Annotated in this window: 12 protein-coding genes; 5 read left to right on the forward strand and 7 right to left on the reverse strand. The window is 50.0% G+C overall.

What is annotated here, in order from left to right; all coding sequences use genetic code 11:
• Positions 1-197: 197 nt before the first annotated feature.
• From Pan161_RS02065 to Pan161_RS02075, 3 genes are all read right to left on the reverse strand, one after another.
• Positions 198-1,421 (reverse strand): IS91 family transposase, encoded by a 1,224-nt coding sequence (locus Pan161_RS02065; protein WP_145223941.1) that lies wholly within the window; start codon positions 1,419-1,421, stop codon positions 198-200.
• Positions 1,418-2,287: a tyrosine-type recombinase/integrase gene (locus tag Pan161_RS30875; protein WP_145223942.1), complete on the reverse strand. Its 870-nt coding sequence runs from the start codon at positions 2,285-2,287 to the stop codon at positions 1,418-1,420. The genes Pan161_RS02065 and Pan161_RS30875 overlap by 4 nt, the downstream gene beginning before the upstream one ends.
• A gap of 323 nt (positions 2,288-2,610) precedes the next feature.
• The gene (locus Pan161_RS02075; RefSeq protein WP_145223943.1) at positions 2,611-3,744 is read right to left on the reverse strand and encodes a hypothetical protein; all 1,134 of its coding nucleotides are present in this window, start codon (positions 3,742-3,744) and stop codon (positions 2,611-2,613) included.
• A gap of 204 nt (positions 3,745-3,948) precedes the next feature.
• Between Pan161_RS02075 and Pan161_RS02080 the strand changes: the two genes are divergently transcribed.
• Together Pan161_RS02080 and Pan161_RS30370 are read left to right on the forward strand one after the other, a co-directional pair.
• Positions 3,949-5,520, forward strand: coding sequence for a tyrosine-type recombinase/integrase (locus Pan161_RS02080; RefSeq protein WP_145223944.1), 1,572 nt, complete (start codon positions 3,949-3,951; stop codon positions 5,518-5,520).
• 346 nt (positions 5,521-5,866) lie between these two features.
• Complete coding sequence (locus tag Pan161_RS30370; protein WP_197995654.1) at positions 5,867-6,025, forward strand: hypothetical protein; 159 nt, start codon at positions 5,867-5,869, stop codon at positions 6,023-6,025.
• Here Pan161_RS30370 and Pan161_RS02085 read toward each other — a convergent pair.
• The gene (locus Pan161_RS02085) at positions 6,010-7,719 is read right to left on the reverse strand and encodes a PKD domain-containing protein (protein ID WP_145223945.1); all 1,710 of its coding nucleotides are present in this window, start codon (positions 7,717-7,719) and stop codon (positions 6,010-6,012) included. The genes Pan161_RS30370 and Pan161_RS02085 overlap by 16 nt on opposite strands.
• Before the next feature lie 725 nt (positions 7,720-8,444).
• On the opposite strand from Pan161_RS02085, the gene Pan161_RS02090 reads away from it, so the two are divergent.
• Positions 8,445-8,720, forward strand: a complete 276-nt coding sequence (locus tag Pan161_RS02090) for a hypothetical protein (protein WP_232103590.1) — start codon at positions 8,445-8,447, stop codon at positions 8,718-8,720.
• 271 nt (positions 8,721-8,991) lie between these two features.
• On the opposite strand, the gene Pan161_RS02095 is transcribed toward Pan161_RS02090, so the two are convergent.
• From Pan161_RS02095 to prpB, 3 genes are read right to left on the reverse strand one after another with little or no spacing between them, the layout of a single operon-like run.
• Positions 8,992-10,470, reverse strand: coding sequence for a bifunctional 2-methylcitrate dehydratase/aconitate hydratase (locus Pan161_RS02095; protein WP_145223946.1), 1,479 nt, complete (start codon positions 10,468-10,470; stop codon positions 8,992-8,994).
• Positions 10,471-10,473: 3 nt separating this feature from the next.
• Entirely contained in the window at positions 10,474-11,625 is a 1,152-nt protein-coding gene (gene prpC, locus Pan161_RS02100; RefSeq protein WP_145223947.1) for a bifunctional 2-methylcitrate synthase/citrate synthase, read from the reverse strand.
• Positions 11,622-12,515, reverse strand: a complete 894-nt coding sequence (gene prpB / locus Pan161_RS02105) for a methylisocitrate lyase (protein WP_145223948.1) — start codon at positions 12,513-12,515, stop codon at positions 11,622-11,624. Before prpB ends, prpC begins: the two co-directional genes overlap by 4 nt.
• A 695-nt stretch (positions 12,516-13,210) precedes the next feature.
• Between prpB and Pan161_RS02110 the strand changes: the two genes are divergently transcribed.
• On the forward strand, positions 13,211-14,557 hold the full coding sequence (locus Pan161_RS02110) for an NHL repeat-containing protein (protein ID WP_145223949.1): 1,347 nt from the start codon (positions 13,211-13,213) through the stop codon (positions 14,555-14,557).
• A gap of 81 nt (positions 14,558-14,638) precedes the next feature.
• A complete protein-coding gene (locus Pan161_RS02115) occupies positions 14,639-16,747 on the forward strand; it encodes an outer membrane protein assembly factor BamB family protein (RefSeq protein ID WP_197995655.1) in 2,109 nt (702 codons plus the stop codon).
• The last annotated feature ends 28 nt before the right edge of the window (positions 16,748-16,775 follow it).

Consider the following 16,775-nt stretch of genomic DNA (forward strand, 5'->3'; position numbering starts at 1 on the left):
TTTTTCTGTGATTGCGGACGTTTTTTCCCGACGAACTCGTTCGCTCGTGTTTCGTGACAAGTAGCCAGGACAGGTTGTAGTTGCGAGGACGGTTGTGCGGGGACTCCCGGAGGCGGTGCCCGCTACCGGCGCAGACCTCGACCGAAACACTCCGCGAAAAGAGATCGAAACAACGAACAGATTCTCTTCCTGAGAGTTCATGATGTGTCACAGACCTCCCAGAGTTCGGAAGCCGGCAGCGAGGCACGTACCGCAATGGGAGCAGGAAGTCGCTCCCAGCGGGAGGGCAGTTCCTGCGACCTGTGGAGCGCGGCCTGGCCACAGGATGGACAGATTGCAGGCAACTCCCCCGCCACCGGGGAATCTTCAAGGGAATGTTTTTCGGTCGGAGACGCCGCTCCTTCCAGCAGTTCGCGGCACAGCGCGGTCTTTTCTGTCCGGAAGCGGTTGGCCAGAAAACCGTAATGCCGAATCCGCATCAGTCCGTCCGGAAGCACGTGCTGCAGGAACCGGCGGAGAAACTCTGTGGCGGCGAGCGTCATGGTCCGCTTCCGACTGCCTTGGGCATAGTCTTTATAGCGAAACGTGACCTGGCCGTCTGCGACGTTCAACAGCCGGCTGTTCGAGATCGCCACGCGGTGCGTGTAACGTGCCAGGTATTTGAGTACCGACTCGGGGCCGCCGAACGGCGGCCGGGCATACACGACCCATTCGGTCTGCACGGACCGGTTGAGAAGACGCTTGAAGTCCGCAGAATCGGCGGCGGAAGCCAGCCGCCCGGGGAATTCCAGTTTCCCCGCAGCAAATGCCTGCTTGAGCAGATCCAGAAACTTGCCGCGAAACAGCCGACTGAGTACGCGCACGGGCAGGAAGAAATCGGCCCGTCCCGCGACCCAGCGTGTGCGGTCGGGCGCCAGTCCGCCGGAAGGGACCACGCAATGCAGATGGGGATGCGGCATCAGGGTTTGTCCCCAGGTATGCAACACGGCCAGGAACCCGATCTCCGCCCCCAGGTGCCTGGGATCGGCGGCGACTTCCAGTAACGTCTGGCTGGCCGCGCGGAACAGCATCCCGTACATCAGCCGCGGGTTGGCAAGCGTCAGGTCCACCAGCAGGTTCGGCAGCGTGAACACCACGTGGAAGTAGGGCACGGGCAGTAGTTCGGTTGCCCTCCGCTGCATCCACTGTGCACAGGCAGAACCCTGGCACTTGGGGCAGTGGCGATTCCGGCAGGAATTGTAACTGATCTGTCGATGGTCGCAGGAGCGGCACGTTTCCACATGCCCGCCCAGAACCGCAGTCCGGCAGTTCTGCAGCGCCCGCATGACGCGGCGCTGGGCGACGGACGTGGTGTATCGCTTCAGATACTCCATTCCGTACTGCCGCACGACGTCAGCGAGTTCCCACCGGGGACGCGTCATGAGTCCTCCTGTAGCGTGTCTGTCTGGTCCTGCTCGTGGAGCAGTTCCAGTGGACTGCGGGTGCGGCCGATCAGGTGCGTGGAAACGTGCGTGTAGATCGCGGTGGTCCGCAGGCTGGCATGGCCCAGAAGTTCCTGGATGACCCGCAGTTCCGTGCCGGCTTCCAGCAGATGCGTGGCGAAACTATGGCGGAGTATGTGTGGCGTGACGGCTTTGTCCAGGCCGGCTTCACTGCGTGCGTCCCGGCAGACCCGTTGTACCGTTCCCACAGTGATCGGTTTGATCCGTGAAGGACCGAGAAACAGCCAGTCGACCGGACGGGCGGCCCACCAGTAGTACCGCAGCATTTGCAGTAACAGAGGTGAGAGCAGCGTATAACGATCTTTTTTTCCCTTCCCCTGCACGATGCGGATCACCATCCGCTGGCTGTCGATGTCACAGATCCGTAAACGCACTGCCTCGGAAATCCGCAATCCTGACGCATAGGCCGTCATCAGGATGGTGCGGTGCTTGAAGGAGTGCACCGCCTGAAAGAAACGGCGCACCTCGTCAAAACTCAGCACCTCCGGTAAATGCCGCTCGGGCCGGGGGCAGCGAATGTCGTGCACGATCTCTCCGCGATGGAGCGTGTTCCGATACAGGAACCGCAGCGAGGCCAGCACCTGCTTGTAGGTTCCCCAGGCGACTTGCCGGTCCTGGACCAGGTACAGCAGGTAAGTTCGGATGGCCTCCGGTCCCAGGGCTTCCGGGCTTTTACCGAAGTGCCGGGCAAAACGGGACACGTTGTCGACATAAAGAATGATCGTTTTCGGGGACAGGTTCCGTAGTTCCATATCCTCGATCATGCGCTGCCGGAGTGGAGTCATCACTGGACCTTTCGTGAAACAGAGATTTCAGAGACCGGGAAGGTACTGAAACTATGCCTCACAAAAGGCGGAAGCGCAAATCGGAATATTCGGAACAGGCCGTACAGACGGACCGGGGTGCCTACCTGTACTTTGCAGTCCGGGGGTACGAGCCCTCAGCGGAGCGATCAATCACGGCTGCCGGTCCCAAGCCTACCGCGAAGCGGTTTAGTTCAATACTAAGGATGAGGAGTGTTAGCTATTGTTAAGAACATGAAAGCTAATAATACCCGGCTGAATACTCGTTATCATCGGGGTTACCAGCTGGCTATTCTCATAAACAATCACTCCGTTTCTGGAAGTGGACTATCGATATCGACGGCCTTAATGCAGCGATTCAATCGGCGTTTAAGTTCTAGTCTGATTTTTTTGGTACTTTCGAATTTTCGATCCAACACAGTACCATCGAGCGCTTTCCCTTCCAGAAATTCTGTAAACGCCATATCAATTTTTTTAACCTTCCAATTCAGGCGTCCTTTGTATCTGGCGTTCAAACCACATTCTAAGAAAGTAAACATCTTCAACATCGTCGCAAATCTTTCGTACCCCCATTTCTTTCTATCCTTGCTGTTTTTGTCCAACCAACCATTAAGATGTTTTTTATGACCATACAACAAATGATATTTTGCAATATCATGTAGCTTCAGATCTTGATCTGCTAGAAGATACCAGGGAACGAAAAGAGTGACTCCCGATCCAGCAAAAACATCCTGTCTATACTGAGAATATCCAACTGGATTTGAATGCATTGGCAATGGTAGATAAGGGGTAGTTAATGTCTCCAGGCTCCAATCGTAATAAAACCGTGTGTATTCTGCATAAAACGGTCTTTGATTTGTTGGGACGGGAGTCGAGTCATTTATCATGTCCATAGTTGGAATATCTGGAAAGTTGCCTCGCAATTCAATCTGATCCCGCCACTCACAAATAAACTCCGACTTTCGAAGCTGGAATTCTGGACTCGTTACTAGCCAGCCTGCATAGCCTCTTTGCCGCTCCAGAGCTTGTAGCTTATACCTTTCCTGTTCTTTGAAATACCTTTCGATCATTAGATCAGAGCAGCCATAACTTTTCATATCCTCAATAGTTGCTTCTTGTAATTTCTGATTGACTCGGTCATGTTCCTCTTGGAGTTTAATTACAGCTTCACTCACTGGAGGAAAATACTCTTGGAGTAGTGGATAATGGAAAGGCTGTTTTAAATAGAGCCCCATACCAGCAATCTCATTCAAATCATACTCAAACTTGAGATCTTCTTTAGACCAGAGACCAGGAAGATGTTTTTTGATAGCTTTGATAAGGCCAGTTGGTAAAGAGTAAACGGTATCATCATCTAAGCAAAGCTGTTTAGGATAGCGATTTTTTAACTCTTCCCATGCTATAATATTTTCTACTGTGTTAACAGATTTTTGAGCCACGTAATATCTCCTTTGACTAAACTGCTAAAGTATAAAGGAAAAAGAACGGAATCTAATAGTTTAGTCAGTATTCATAATCACAGAACCCTATTTACATCAAAATGAGGGAAACGAATTCCAAAACGTTTCCCTCGATTATATTCAATGTGCTTGCGATAGTTTTACCAGATCAAATAATTCCTTTTTAATTATCTGGTAAGTTTGATGCATACTGATAAACACAGCGATCGCGACAAGACGCACGAAACTGACGAAAGTCAGATAATAGATTCCCCTGACACCCAGGAAGCGACCATTCAAAAGTCTCAGTCCGATGGTCGATCAATGGTCAGATCGGCACTCATGGGAGGCCACACGCATGAAACCGGTGTCGGAGTCAACGTCCATATATGGGAACGAAATGGCAATAAAATAGCGCGTGGGCGTTATGAAGGAAGGGCTTTTGGAGAAACGCTCGGAGCAGATCCACAGGAAGCCAAATCAAAACTAATACAACTGATACATAAGCTTGAGTCAGGATCATTCGTGCCCCCTAGTGAAGCGCGAAAGCAGATATTAAAAACAAAAAAAATCCCCAATCTGATCCTACGCGAGCTAATGAATCGATTTTTGTCTGAAAAACGGAAACTCCGTGGAAAAAAAACTGCTAACACCTATCTAAATCGACTTACCCCCGTACTGGATTTTGTAGAATTAATTCGATCCCGTAAAAAGTGGCCCACAGCGCAATCTCTCGATAGGGATTTTGCTATTGAGTTACGCGAATTTCTGATAAACCGTCAGGTAACAAGAAATGGTAGTGCAAATGCTTCCACAAAACCGATGTCCTTACGGCAAATTCAAAATTGCCTGGAGACACTAAGAATGGCTCTCAAATGGGCATGTAGAGCTGATGTACGCAATCTTCCACCAGAATTTGTCAATCCGATCTCCCCGGACATTATCGGAAGTACGCCCCCAAAAGACCCTCTTCGAAAGAGTAAAATTCCCCTTAATCGTAGGATTGAACTTTTAAATGCTATGGATGACTGGCAATTCATGTCACTATGCATACTTTTAGTTTTACCGATCCGTTTTGAAGACGTCTCTGGTCTAATCATCAGCGATGTAGACTTCGAAAAACAGCAGATTCGGTTTGGCAGCCGATTTGGTGGTTCTGATTTTAACAAAGGAAAAGTTACTGTTGAGATTCCTTTACCAAAAGAACTAATGCCTCTATTACGGATGTCAAAATATAGGCGGAGTGAAGGGCCATTTTTTCTGAACCGGAAATATTGGAAAAGAAAACTTTCAAACAAGCACCTGTTTAATACAGCCTCTGAGTTGGAACGACGATTCCAGGAAAAATTGTTGAATGCTCCTAAGGGAACAGTTCAAAATGAACAGGATCAAAAACAGATCTTTCGCGACCTTCTGAAAGAATCAGGCGGTATCTCCAGTGCCTATATTGGAAAACAACTGCGTCAGGTGATAGGAAAAGATGAGTCAAGTAGACCTTATGACCTCCGCGGTTCGATTACACAGGAGATGAAAGAGGCAGGGGTGTCATTTTTAGATTTACGGTACCTGACGGAACATACTGTGAAAGATATTTTGAATGACTATGCTGGACTGAACCCTGAGCAGGAGATAGTGAAGTATTACAACAAGATCAGTCCCCTCCTGCAAGCGATTAAGGCACGCACGGAACAACTTAATTTATCTGAAATAAGTACTTGTCAGAGTTGTTCTAATGCAGTACAAGATACATTACCTGAAGGTGGTCAGGATGTTTAAATTCGGTTGGTGCACCGCTGGTGCACAATTGGTGCAAACACCAAACAGCTGAATGAAGTGTGTGGTTGCAGAACCGATAAAACATCGAAGTAAGCAACTGTTTTATATTCAATGAGTTACGCACCATTAGGTTTATTTTCGTCGCGTTGAAATCAGGTTTGAAACCACCCAGGCGGAGAGTCCCCCCCTCTCCGTTTATTTGATTGCCGTTGAGTTGTAAGCCTATAACTCAACGGCATTTGCTTTATCTGGACCGCTCCAGAGCTTCCCATTTGTGGTCCATTTTGTGGCACGGGGATTCTCTGAAAGGTCTTGTTGGTAGAGCAATCATCAACAACAAAATCGTATGACAACGTTCCGGATCGGCAAAGTTCGTCGTGATCTCAGAGAAAAAATCTGGTTCCTCGCCTACTACGAAAATGGCAAGCGTTTGCGACCCCAAATTGGTCAGGAAGAAGAGGGGAAGGTCATGTTCCAGGTAGATGGTCGTTATTGCTCGACTTGAATGCGGATCGTGCTCGAAACAGCTGTCGTTCCATCGCCGTCCATGACGTGGCACTGGAGACTGTTTACTCCCGCGACGGGGTAAGTCACACTGACATGGGGACGGGGAGAAAACTCGGTATCCAGCTTTCCATCTCCCTCGAAGTCCCACGCATACCGAAGTGCTGACGAATCGCCGTCGGGATCCTTCGTTTTCTCTGCAGAGACGGAGAGAGGTTCACCTGCTTTGAGTCGCATCTTTGGGCATGTAACGTAAGGATGAGCGGCTCGTTTTGAGGTAGCAGGCACAAAGGCAGTGCCAGGCAGTATCCTGACATTCCCACTGCGATCGAATACCCGTAACTGCCATCGGTTGTCACCAATTTCATATCTCCAGAATCGAAGTTCAACCTGTGCGTTCTTTCCAGAAACATCCTGGGAAGCGACAACGCAGTCATTATTCATCAGCATCACGTAGGCGAGTTCGTCATCGTCACGAATCGATACGGAACATACCAGAAGACCTTCGACCGACTGAGTCGAAAACTTCGCCTGCTCAATTGAAGGCGCTTTTGTATCTTTAAATTCTTCCTGGGGGCGGAAGAATCGATTGAGTCGCAATAAGTTAGACGTATTGGCGCTGAGGTGGGTATACTCGTTTTGAAATTTCTCGGGATACAGCCAGGCTCGAAAACCTCTCAGGCCGTTCCCCATCAAATTCCCCGCAGCATTGTCATCGTTCCTGAAGTCGTGAGTTAACAGGAAGCAGTGCCCCAGTTCGTGCAGCCAACTACCCAGATTTGAGGAGACAACGGTCCCTACGGTGTTTCCACGACTTGGCGGAAAACTCACGCCTCGCTTCAGGGGATAACGACCGAGACTTGGCACAACCATTCCGTGGTACAGATTATCAGTCGTCAAGGCAGTTAAGGATAACTCTCCTAAGGTGCCCGTATCGCAGACCGTTGCACCTGTATGAAAAGTCTTCCCGCCCCCCTGTCGATGGAGGCCAACAACTTTCCCGTCCGGAAGAATTTCCTGCATATCGATAAACAGAATCCAGACCTGGCCACTTTCCTCCACCGGAATCCCGACGTCTTTCGCAGCGGTAACAACGCGGCTATAAACTTTGTCTCCCTGACCTGGCTCATTCGTTCGGTAATAAACACTAGGACGTGGCAGACGAATGTTGTGCACTCGAGGCCAGGAAGAACCCGTTTCCGATTCGTAAGAAAACGTCATCTTGCCATGCCCGTTTTGGGCCATCTGGTCGGCAAACCAGCGTTGATACCAAAGCAACAGTTCCGCAGCGCGATGTGCTGCCGCTGCATTCGGGGTTCGGTCGGCTGGTGTTAGACAGGCAATACGAACACGATAAGAATTGGATTTCTTCTCGATCTCAGTTGGTTTCTCGAATCGATCGGTGACGGGAAGATCGAGTCCCGCACATAGCATGGCCAGACTGTCCGAAGCGTTGGTATAGAGACGATTCAGTGGGGCTCCTGTAAGGTTGGCGAATGCAAGGGCATTTTTGAGCGGGGCGATCTTAGTCAGAACCTCTGCTTGGGAAAGGCTTTTTCCCCGACGTTTTAAGAGAGTCGCCTGTTTCTGGATATCACGAAGTGACGTCGTTTTGGTTTGCGACTCATCTGCACGCGCATACTGTATTGGCAGCATCACGACCATCAAAACCCAAGTAAAAATTTTAGCAGACATAGTTCGCACCATGTACTTTCTCAATCGTACCCCAAGCAGGCGATTGAATCCAAAGGTTAAATAATATCGCAAATATGATCTCTTTGTCGTAGTCTGTTCGTAACATCGAAGATTGTGTTGTTAAGTGAACGGTACAAATGGTACCTGCCTCGTCGGTGCCAAGCAATCTCATTATTTTAATTATGTATTTTTTGAGTAAGATCCCATAATAAATTCTCATAATCCAAACTTGCATTGGGTCGCTTCAGACGTTTGCTCTTCTTCTCTTATCCTGCCTGGCGATTATTCGTGGCATATGGTAGAAAATCGCCTCTGGTACAGGTTTTAAGACAGGTCACCTGTACTCAGGAGGGTTCCTGTTGCGGTTCGCCGAACGGCAGTTACAATATATATATATATATCCGATGCGCATTACCGGGCCGACGATAAAAGACTCGAACTTGGTCCCCGGACCAGTCATCCTGAAGCCGCCTTCGAGTGATTATTACAGGTCCTCTTCCCAGACCGTTGATTCCGGCCGCGCAGTACCTTCGATATGCAGCGGGCTTGAAAGGTTATAATGAGGCGGCCAGGGAAATGATCTGTCATCACAGTCGTTAATGGTTCAATCCAGAGCGCATCACATTTAACCATAGCGTCTCTCAATCTAGTATACTCGGTCCAAATGGCCTTGGAGACGCTACAGTAAAACTGGACACAGTCTAAATTTGAAAAGGAATATATTTTTGGTCGACTCCGAAACCGAAGCCACACCTGCGCCCGAACTGCCCTCGAATAAGGAACTTAAATTGGCCATGAAGGCGTTTCGCAAACGCCTCAAGCTAACTTGCCTGGATGACGAATCTCGAATGGGCTACGGTGCCACGTCCTCTGGTCAGCGTTCCAGCGTCGTTGCCATTGAACCGCCAAACCAGTATTCCCCAGCCGTTTGGCAGGAACTGGCAAATCAAGGAAGACTGAAGCACGATGGCGGAGGGCTTTATTCACTCGGTGATTCGTAAGCTGGCCGAAGCATCGCCGAGCAAACGGGGGCGACTATCTCTGATGGATTGAGCTGGGTAAAATCTGATCGTCCCTCCGAGTTGTTCCTTGCAGTGGAACTCATGGAGCTTGATTGTCTCGAAATCCAGTGGCGACTCGACAGAGCAGGGCGGCAGATATTCTCACAAGAATGCACTCAATGTTTGTTGTAATAATCAACCAATTCCGCAACTCGATAATCGAGATAGCTCGTATCGAAAGCGATGATATAGTTCAAGGCTTCGTAATTCTTCATTTGCCCAAACCTTTCGCTCCGGGAACTACCAATAGTGACATGATTTCATTGACGGGCGTCGATTCGAATGTGTCCTGATCCGCGCAGATTTCAAGAATTCGATCTGCATTCGTTTTCGAAACACCGCCGCGCAGATACCTCTCAAACTTTTCCTTCAACAATGGAATTCCTTCGGTTCGACGACGGTGATGTCCGACCGGGTAATCAACTACGACCTTTTCTGTCTGAGTACCATCTTTGAAGAAGACTTGTACCGAGTTGCCGATGGCGCGTTTCTCAGATTCGAGGTATTCACGGGTGAAACGTTCGTTTTCCTGGCAGTGCATTCTGTCTCTGAGTGCATCAATTCGAGGGTCGGCAGCGACCGAGTCTTCATAGTCCTCGGCTGTCAGTCGACCGAAGATCAACGGGACGGCGACCATATATTGCAGGCAATGGTCCCGGTCGGCTGGATTATCAAGCGGCCCTGTTTTGTTGATGATGCGATTCCCTGACTCATGTGTTTCAATCACGATTCGTTCAATATCATCAAGGCGATCTTTCACTTCCTCATGCAAAGTCAACGCGGCTTCGACTGCTGTCTGGGCATGAAATTCGGCGGGGAACGAAATCTTGAACAGGATGTTTTGCATCACATAGGTTCCGAATTTCTGGCCGAACTCCAGTTTGTTGCCTCTGAATGAAACATCTTGAAATCCCCAGCCTGGTGCGGTAATGGCGGTGGGATACCCCATTTCTCCACGCTGGGCAAGCATGGCCAGAAAAAGACCTCGCGCGGTCGCGTCGCCGGCTGCCCACGATTTTCGCGAACCCGTATTGGGGGCGTGCCGATAGGTTCGCAGTGACGAACCGTCCAGCCAGGCATGGGAAATGGCGTTCAGCGTTTGTTCGCGGTTGCAGCCCAATATCTGGGCGGAGACCGCCGCTGAGGCAATGCGTACCAGCATGACATGATCCAGCCCCACGCGATTGAATGAGTTCTTCAAGGCAATGACCCCCTGGATTTCATGTGCCTTAATCATGGCGACGAGCACTTCTTTCATCGACAAAGAGGCTGTCCCCATTCGAGACTGGTAATCGGCCAATGCCAGAATGGCTCCCAGATTATCGGATGGATGCCCCCATTCTGCAGCCAGCCAGGTGTCGTTGTAATCGAGCCAGCGAATGGTGGCACCGATATTCCATGCCGCCCGGATGGGATCAAGCTCATACGATGTCCCGGGCACCCGTGAACCGCCTGGAAGTTCCGCGCCCGGGACAATGGGGCCGAGCAGCTTCGTACAGGCGGGATAGTTCAGCGCATACAGTCCACAGCCGATGGTGTCCATCCAGCAGTAACGAGCCGTTTCCATGGCTTCTTTGGATAGCTCAACTGCTGGTTGCCCTGTGTTGAGGTCCAATACATAATCGGCGATGTCCTGAATCACCTGATCGAATTCGGGACGTGCGGCGCTATTAATATCAGTTTCACTCATCGATTAACGGTTCTCCAGTGCAATCCATTCAAGATTTTCGGGGCCGGTATAGTGGGCTCCAGGGCGTATGATTTTACCGTCTTCGCGTTGTTCGATCACGTGTGCGCCCCAGCCAGCGATTCGGGACATCACAAACAATGGCGTAAACATGGCCGTGGGGATGTTCATTCGATGATACGAGACCGCCGAAAACCAATCGAGGTTGGGAAACATATTTTTGACTTCCCACATCACCGATTCCAGTCGTTCGGCAATGTCAAACAAGTTGGTCTTATTTGCTTCTTCTGACAGTTGCCTGGCTACAGATTTAATCACTGTGTTGCGAGGGTCTCCTGTTGTGTAAACCGGGTGGCCAAAACCAATGATAATTTCCTTACGGCTCACCCGTTCACGGATGTCTGATTCCGCTGAATCGGGGTCTGCGTACCGGTTCTGAATCTCAAAAGCGACTTCATTCGCGCCGCCATGTTTAGGCCCCCGGAGTGCTCCGATTGCTCCTGTGATAGATGAGTAAAGATCGGACCCTGTGCCGGCAATTACACGTGCGGTGAAGGTCGAGGCATTAAATTCGTGTTCGGCATAAAGGATCAGCGAGGTGTGCATCGCACGAATCCAGGAGTCGCTGGGTTGCTTGTCATGCAGGAGTTGCAGAAAGTGTTCGCCGATTGAATCGGCGTCCGTTTCTACTTCAATCCGACGGCCCTCATTCGCGAAATGATACCAGTACAGCAGCATCGATCCAAAACTCGCCATCAATCGGTCAATCAGATCACGTGCTGTTTCAGGTGAATGCTCGTTGGGTTCGGGCTCGCAGGCTCCCAGCATCGAGCAGCCTGTCCGCAAGACATCCATCGGGTGGGCCGAGGCTGGAATGGTTTCCAATGTCGTTTTGACAGGTTCTGGAAGTATTCGTAACGACTTCAATTTCGCTTTATAAGCAGAGAGTTCTGATTGGGTTGGCAGTGAGCCATGAATCAGCAGGTGAGCAATTTCTTCGAATTCCGCCGTCTCGGCGAAGTCGAGTATGTCGTAGCCGCGGTAGTGCAGGTCGTTACCTGTGCGGCCAACTGTGCAAATGGCCGTGTTGCCCGCTTCCACTCCAGACAGTGCGACCGATTTTTTGGGTTTTCTGACATCGGTTGGTGGCTCGTTCATTGTTGTACGTCCTCCTGATTGTTCTCTGCAAAAAGCTGGTCGAGTTTTTTTTCGAACTCGTGGTAGCCTAGATAGTCATAAAGTTCTTCGCGCGTTTGCATCGTGTCGAGGACTCCTTGTTGAGTACCCTCTTTTCGGAGAGTCTGATAAACGTTGAGAGCCGCCTTGTTGGCAGCGCGAAACGCAGACAGTGGGTATAGAGCGATACTAACTCCTACGTCTGCCAATTGTTGCGTGGTAAACAATGGCGTGGCACCAAACTCAGTAATATTGGCCAGGACAGGAACCTGTACCGCGTCGACAAATTCTCGGAATTGCTCAAGCTGGGTCATCGCTTCGGGGAAAATCATATCGGCACCAGCTTCCACACAGGCACACGCCCGGTCGATGGCTGATTGTATGCCTTCCACAGCCAGGGCATCGGTGCGGCCCATGATTACAAAATCGTCGTCAAGTCTGGCGTCAACGGCAGCCTTGATGCGATCCACCATTTCTGCCTGAGGTACGATGGCCTTGTTAGGCCGATGCCCACAGCGTTTTTGCTGAACCTGGTCCTCAATGTGTATGCCTGCGGCACCTGTTTTATTCATCGCCCGAACCGTGCGAGCGATATTCAAAGCGCCCCCCCAGCCAGTATCAATGTCGACCAATATCGGTAAATTTGTTGCATCAGTCATCCGCCTGAGGTCAATCAGGACATCGTCCATCGTCGTGATACCCAAATCGGGGAGACCACAAGATCCTGCTGACACACCTCCGCCGGAAAGATACAAGGCTCGATACCCAGAGGCTTCCGCCATGCGTGCGTGATACGCATTAATGGCTCCCACACACTGTAAGGGTTGTTCTTCTTCAATGGCTTTGCGAAACCTGCTGCCTGCCGTGATCACAGTTTAGTTCCTTCTTTTTCTTTAAATGCTTCCGAATTCTTAAAACCCAAACAACCAGAGAGATCTACTCCGAGGAGACTTTATATAACGAGCATGAGACTACCTTAATTAAATACCGCATTCACAAGAAGTAAAGCAAGCCCATGACGAAATAACAGGCTGGACTATTACCCAATTCGGCTGAAGAACAGCCAGGATCTCTTTTTTGCAATGTTCGTGACCTTGCAACCCAATCGCTGAATTCTCGGGATAAATTCAAAATCTCTCAAGAAATATGAATATACCCACCCGTGAGTTCTGTCTTAGTAAATAAGTAAAGCAGAGGTTGCTGAAATATCTTTGATGAGAGAAGTCACATTATTTCCTAAGTCGTTGTAGTCAAAGTATTCCTGTTCATCGCTGATGACAATCTCTGAAAAATGGCTGAAGACTGTTTGACTATCAGTTAAAATGCAATATTATACGCATGTATAATTTGAGTTGACCATCAAACAATTCCCGGGGAATTCTCTCTCACAGGTATTTTTTCTGATCTGGAACAGTATGAGTTCCGTTATTTCAAGATCGTACTGTCGCAGACGAATTCATTTAAACTGGAATGCCATTTTTGAATAGCGGTAATATAGTGGGATTGCGTCGAGAAAAGTTCAAATGCAATCCCTGATCCAATTCTCTTTCGCTATCGGAGGTCAGCGATGCACGGCACTCAATCTTCCCGCCTGATGTGGCGGTCAGTCGTTCTGAGTTGTAGTTTTAGTCTGGTTGTGATCACTTCGGGAGAATCGGCTGAACCCAAAATTCAAATTGAAAAAACAACGTCTCAAACGATTCCACTACAGAAGCCGCAAAACTCGTCGCCCACGATCGGGATACTCCAGAATATAACCGAGTCGGTTAAGGTCCCCGAGGGGACCCACGAGCAGATCGCCATTATTGAAGTTGGCAGTAAATTCCTGGCTGGCATGCGGATCAATTCATTTTGTCTAAACCCGTCAGGGCAGTTGCTGGCCGCTTGTGGCGGTGAGCGGGGCGAAATTCGGGTGTTTGATCCGGATGGAAAACGGCTGGAAACCTGGAAAGTTCCCATCGTACCGGATGCCATCAATGTCGATCAGGATGGCATGGTCTACGTCGCGGGCAGCGGCAAACTACTCAAACTGGATAGTCATGGCAAAATTCTCATGACCAGGGAGGCACCTCATGCCAAAGCGGTTAAAGCCAGCAATGCGAAACTCCGCGAGCAGGTCGTTCAGCAGATGAAGTCCCGCTCAAGTACAGTGTCCAGCATGGTTCCCCGTCTGGAAAATATGATTAAACAGATCAAAGATAAAGACAAGACGTTGACCGAACAGGATCAGAAACGAGTTCTGTCGTACGAACGTATTCTCGAACAATATAAACAGATGGCCAAAGCTGAGAACAACAAGAAAGCGCCAACCGATGCCCAGATAGATGCGCAAGTGGAAGCGATGTCGAATCAGAAATTGCGCGTCTCCTCTCTGTCCGCCAACGAAAAAGAGATTTTCATTGCCTGCTCTGCAATCAAAGGATATGGATACGATGTCTGGCGGATGGATAAAAACTTCGATAGCCCGAGTGTGGTTGTCGAGGGGCTTCGCGGCTGTTGTGGTCAAATGGATGTTCAATGTTGCACAGACGGGATTTTCGTTGCAGAGAACTCGCGGCACCGCGTGAACCATTATGATCGCAATGGCAAACTGATCAAACATTGGGGAAAACGGGACCGAAACGGCGTGGAAGGCTTTGGCAGTTGCTGCAATCCGATGAATGTCGCTGTCGGTAGAGCAGGGGAAGTGTATACCGCGGAATCAAATCTGGGATATATCAAACGCTATTCTGCCGATGGAAAATATCTCGGATTTGTCGGCAAAGTGAAACTGGTTCCCGGGTGCAAAAATGTTTCGATTCTGGTCTCTCCGGATGGAGACCGGGTTTACATGATGGATCTCACCCGCAATCACATCATTGTCATGGCCCGTAAATCCATCGTTCCAACGGAAACCTCCGACAAAAAAAGTTGAGACAGGCTGGCTCGCAGGAAACGGCTACGCCTCAATCGGGGTGATCAACCGCTTGTCACTCAAATGGATGAGGAGAGAACAGTGACTTTCAAACAGAATTCATGTTTACTGTTGTGTCTGATGTGTTGTCTGTCTTTCAGCGGTCTGTCTGTTTTGGCAGAACAAAAATCGTCAGACAATGCAGGCAGTCCGCAACCCTTGACGCTGATTATCATGGACCCGTTGGCTGCACCGCTTTCCTGTCCCTGTGTGAAAGGTTATGCCCAGCGCAAATATGAAACACTGGGCGAGTACCTGGAGACTCAACTGGGACGAAAAGTTGAGGTTCAATTCACGGAGTCGCTGGCAAAAGCGTTGCCGAAAAACGGTAATGATCAGGCCTGTCTGATCATTGGTAAACAGTCTGTGGTTCTCGCTGATGCAACTGCTTTAAAACTGAAAGTGCAGGGAATCGCCCGGCTCTCTGATCTTCAGGGGGAAACGACGCAAACCGGGCTGATTGTCGTGTCTGCGCAGGATCCCGCGCAACATGCTAAAGACCTGCAGGGCTATCGCATCTTCTTCGGGCCGTCCGAGTGTGATGAGAAACATCAGGCTGCCCTTTCTATTCTCAAAAATGCGCATGTCCCGATTCCAGACAAACTGGAAATTAGCCAGGCCTGCAGCGATGGCGCCTGTAAAATTCTGGAATTTGACAAGGACATTCGTGCGGCCGCAGTCATCTCCAGTTATGCCAAACCGCTCCTGCAAGGCTGTGGTACCATCAAAAAAGGAGACCTGCGTGTCGTTGCAGAAACGAAGCCGGTTCCATTCATCACGGCTTTCACAGGAGGAAATGTGAACCCCGCCGAGCAGAAGCAGATCACCGCTGCTCTGCTGAATGTGGTCACGCAACCCGAACTTTGCAAGGCTCTTGAATCACTCATGGGCTTCGTGCCTATTGAGACAGCCGAAGATACATCCAAGCCTGTATCAGCGTCTGGTAAAAAAAAAATACAAGATCCGCAGATTGAACAATCCTCGGCAGTCTGGCCGGGATGGCTGGGACCGCACCGCAATGGTTCTGTCACTCAACTACCAAAATCCTTGCCTGCGACCACCAGCCCTCTCTGGAACTTTAAGTTAGCCTATTCCGGACTGGGAGGGATTGCAGCAACACAAGACCGGGTAATCTTCGGCGACCGCGGACTGGATAACCAGAGTGACCTCTTCCGCTGTCTGTCAGCCAGCGATGGCAAAGTGCAGTGGGTTCTCGAATATCTGGCTCCGGGTGAGTTGGATTATGGCACCTCTCCTCGTGCCACCCCTCTGGTTTATGGTGATCTGGTCTTCCTGCTCGGGGCTTTTGGTGATCTGCACTGTGTGGAAATCAAATCAGGAAAAGTGTTCTGGAAAAAAAATCTGTATCGCGATTTCGGGCAGAATACCAGGCCTACCTGGGGAGCCTGTTCCTCGCCCCTGATTGTAGAGAACCGATTAATCGTGAATCCCGGCGCGAAAGCTGCCTCGCTGGTAGCCCTTGATCCCCGGACCGGGAAGACTTTGTGGCAGACACCGGGAAACGAAGCCGCCTACGGTTCCTTTATCGCTGGAAAATTTGGCGGACGACTGCAGGTCGTAGGCCATGATGCTGTTTCACTGGGAGGCTGGGATGTCAAAACCGGTCAGCGGTTATGGACTGTCATCCCCGCGTATTCCGGGGACTTTAATGTACCTACTCCTCTGGCGATAAACGGTCAACTGCTGGTCACCACAGAAAATAATGGCACCCGCCTGTACGGTTTTGACTCAGACGGAATCGTCATTCCCCGGGCTGTTGCCATAAATGAAGATCTGAATCCCGATATGAGTTCTCCGATCCAGATTGGGGATCATGTATATTGCATCTGGAACGACATGTACTGTCTGAACTGGAAAAACGGATTGAAAACCGCCTGGAATGGACCGGACAAAGCATTCGGCGATTATGCAGCTCTGATTACCGATTCCCAACGAATTCTCGTGATTGGCAAAGGAGGGCGTCTGGTTTTAGTAGACGCCAATACAGAGCAGTTCAAGGTGAATTCGCGTCTGAATCTGTTTATCGATCCGGGCAACGAAAATATCTTCTCCCACTGCGCGCTCGTCGGCAATCGACTCTACCTCCGCGGCGAAAGCGAGTTGATTTGCGTCGATCTGTCAGTTCATTAATAGAAATATTTCATCTCCGAATGAGGGA

Source organism: Gimesia algae, assembly GCF_007746795.1.
Taxonomy (GTDB): Bacteria; Planctomycetota; Planctomycetia; order Planctomycetales; family Planctomycetaceae; genus Gimesia; species Gimesia algae.

Coding starts and splice junctions, on each gene's coding strand:
- Pan161_RS02085 (WP_145223945.1), bottom strand. CDS start 7,719: ATGTCTGCTAAAATTTTTACTTGGGTTTTGATGGTCGTGATGCTGCCA.
- Pan161_RS02095 (WP_145223946.1), bottom strand. CDS start 10,470: ATGAGTGAAACTGATATTAATAGCGCCGCACGTCCCGAATTCGATCAG.
- Pan161_RS02110 (WP_145223949.1), top strand. CDS start 13,211: ATGCACGGCACTCAATCTTCCCGCCTGATGTGGCGGTCAGTCGTTCTG.
- Pan161_RS30370 (WP_197995654.1), top strand. CDS start 5,867: ATGACAACGTTCCGGATCGGCAAAGTTCGTCGTGATCTCAGAGAAAAA.
- Pan161_RS02065 (WP_145223941.1), bottom strand. CDS start 1,421: ATGACGCGTCCCCGGTGGGAACTCGCTGACGTCGTGCGGCAGTACGGA.
- Pan161_RS02080 (WP_145223944.1), top strand. CDS start 3,949: ATGCATACTGATAAACACAGCGATCGCGACAAGACGCACGAAACTGAC.
- Pan161_RS30875 (WP_145223942.1), bottom strand. CDS start 2,287: ATGACTCCACTCCGGCAGCGCATGATCGAGGATATGGAACTACGGAAC.
- prpC (WP_145223947.1), bottom strand. CDS start 11,625: ATGAACGAGCCACCAACCGATGTCAGAAAACCCAAAAAATCGGTCGCA.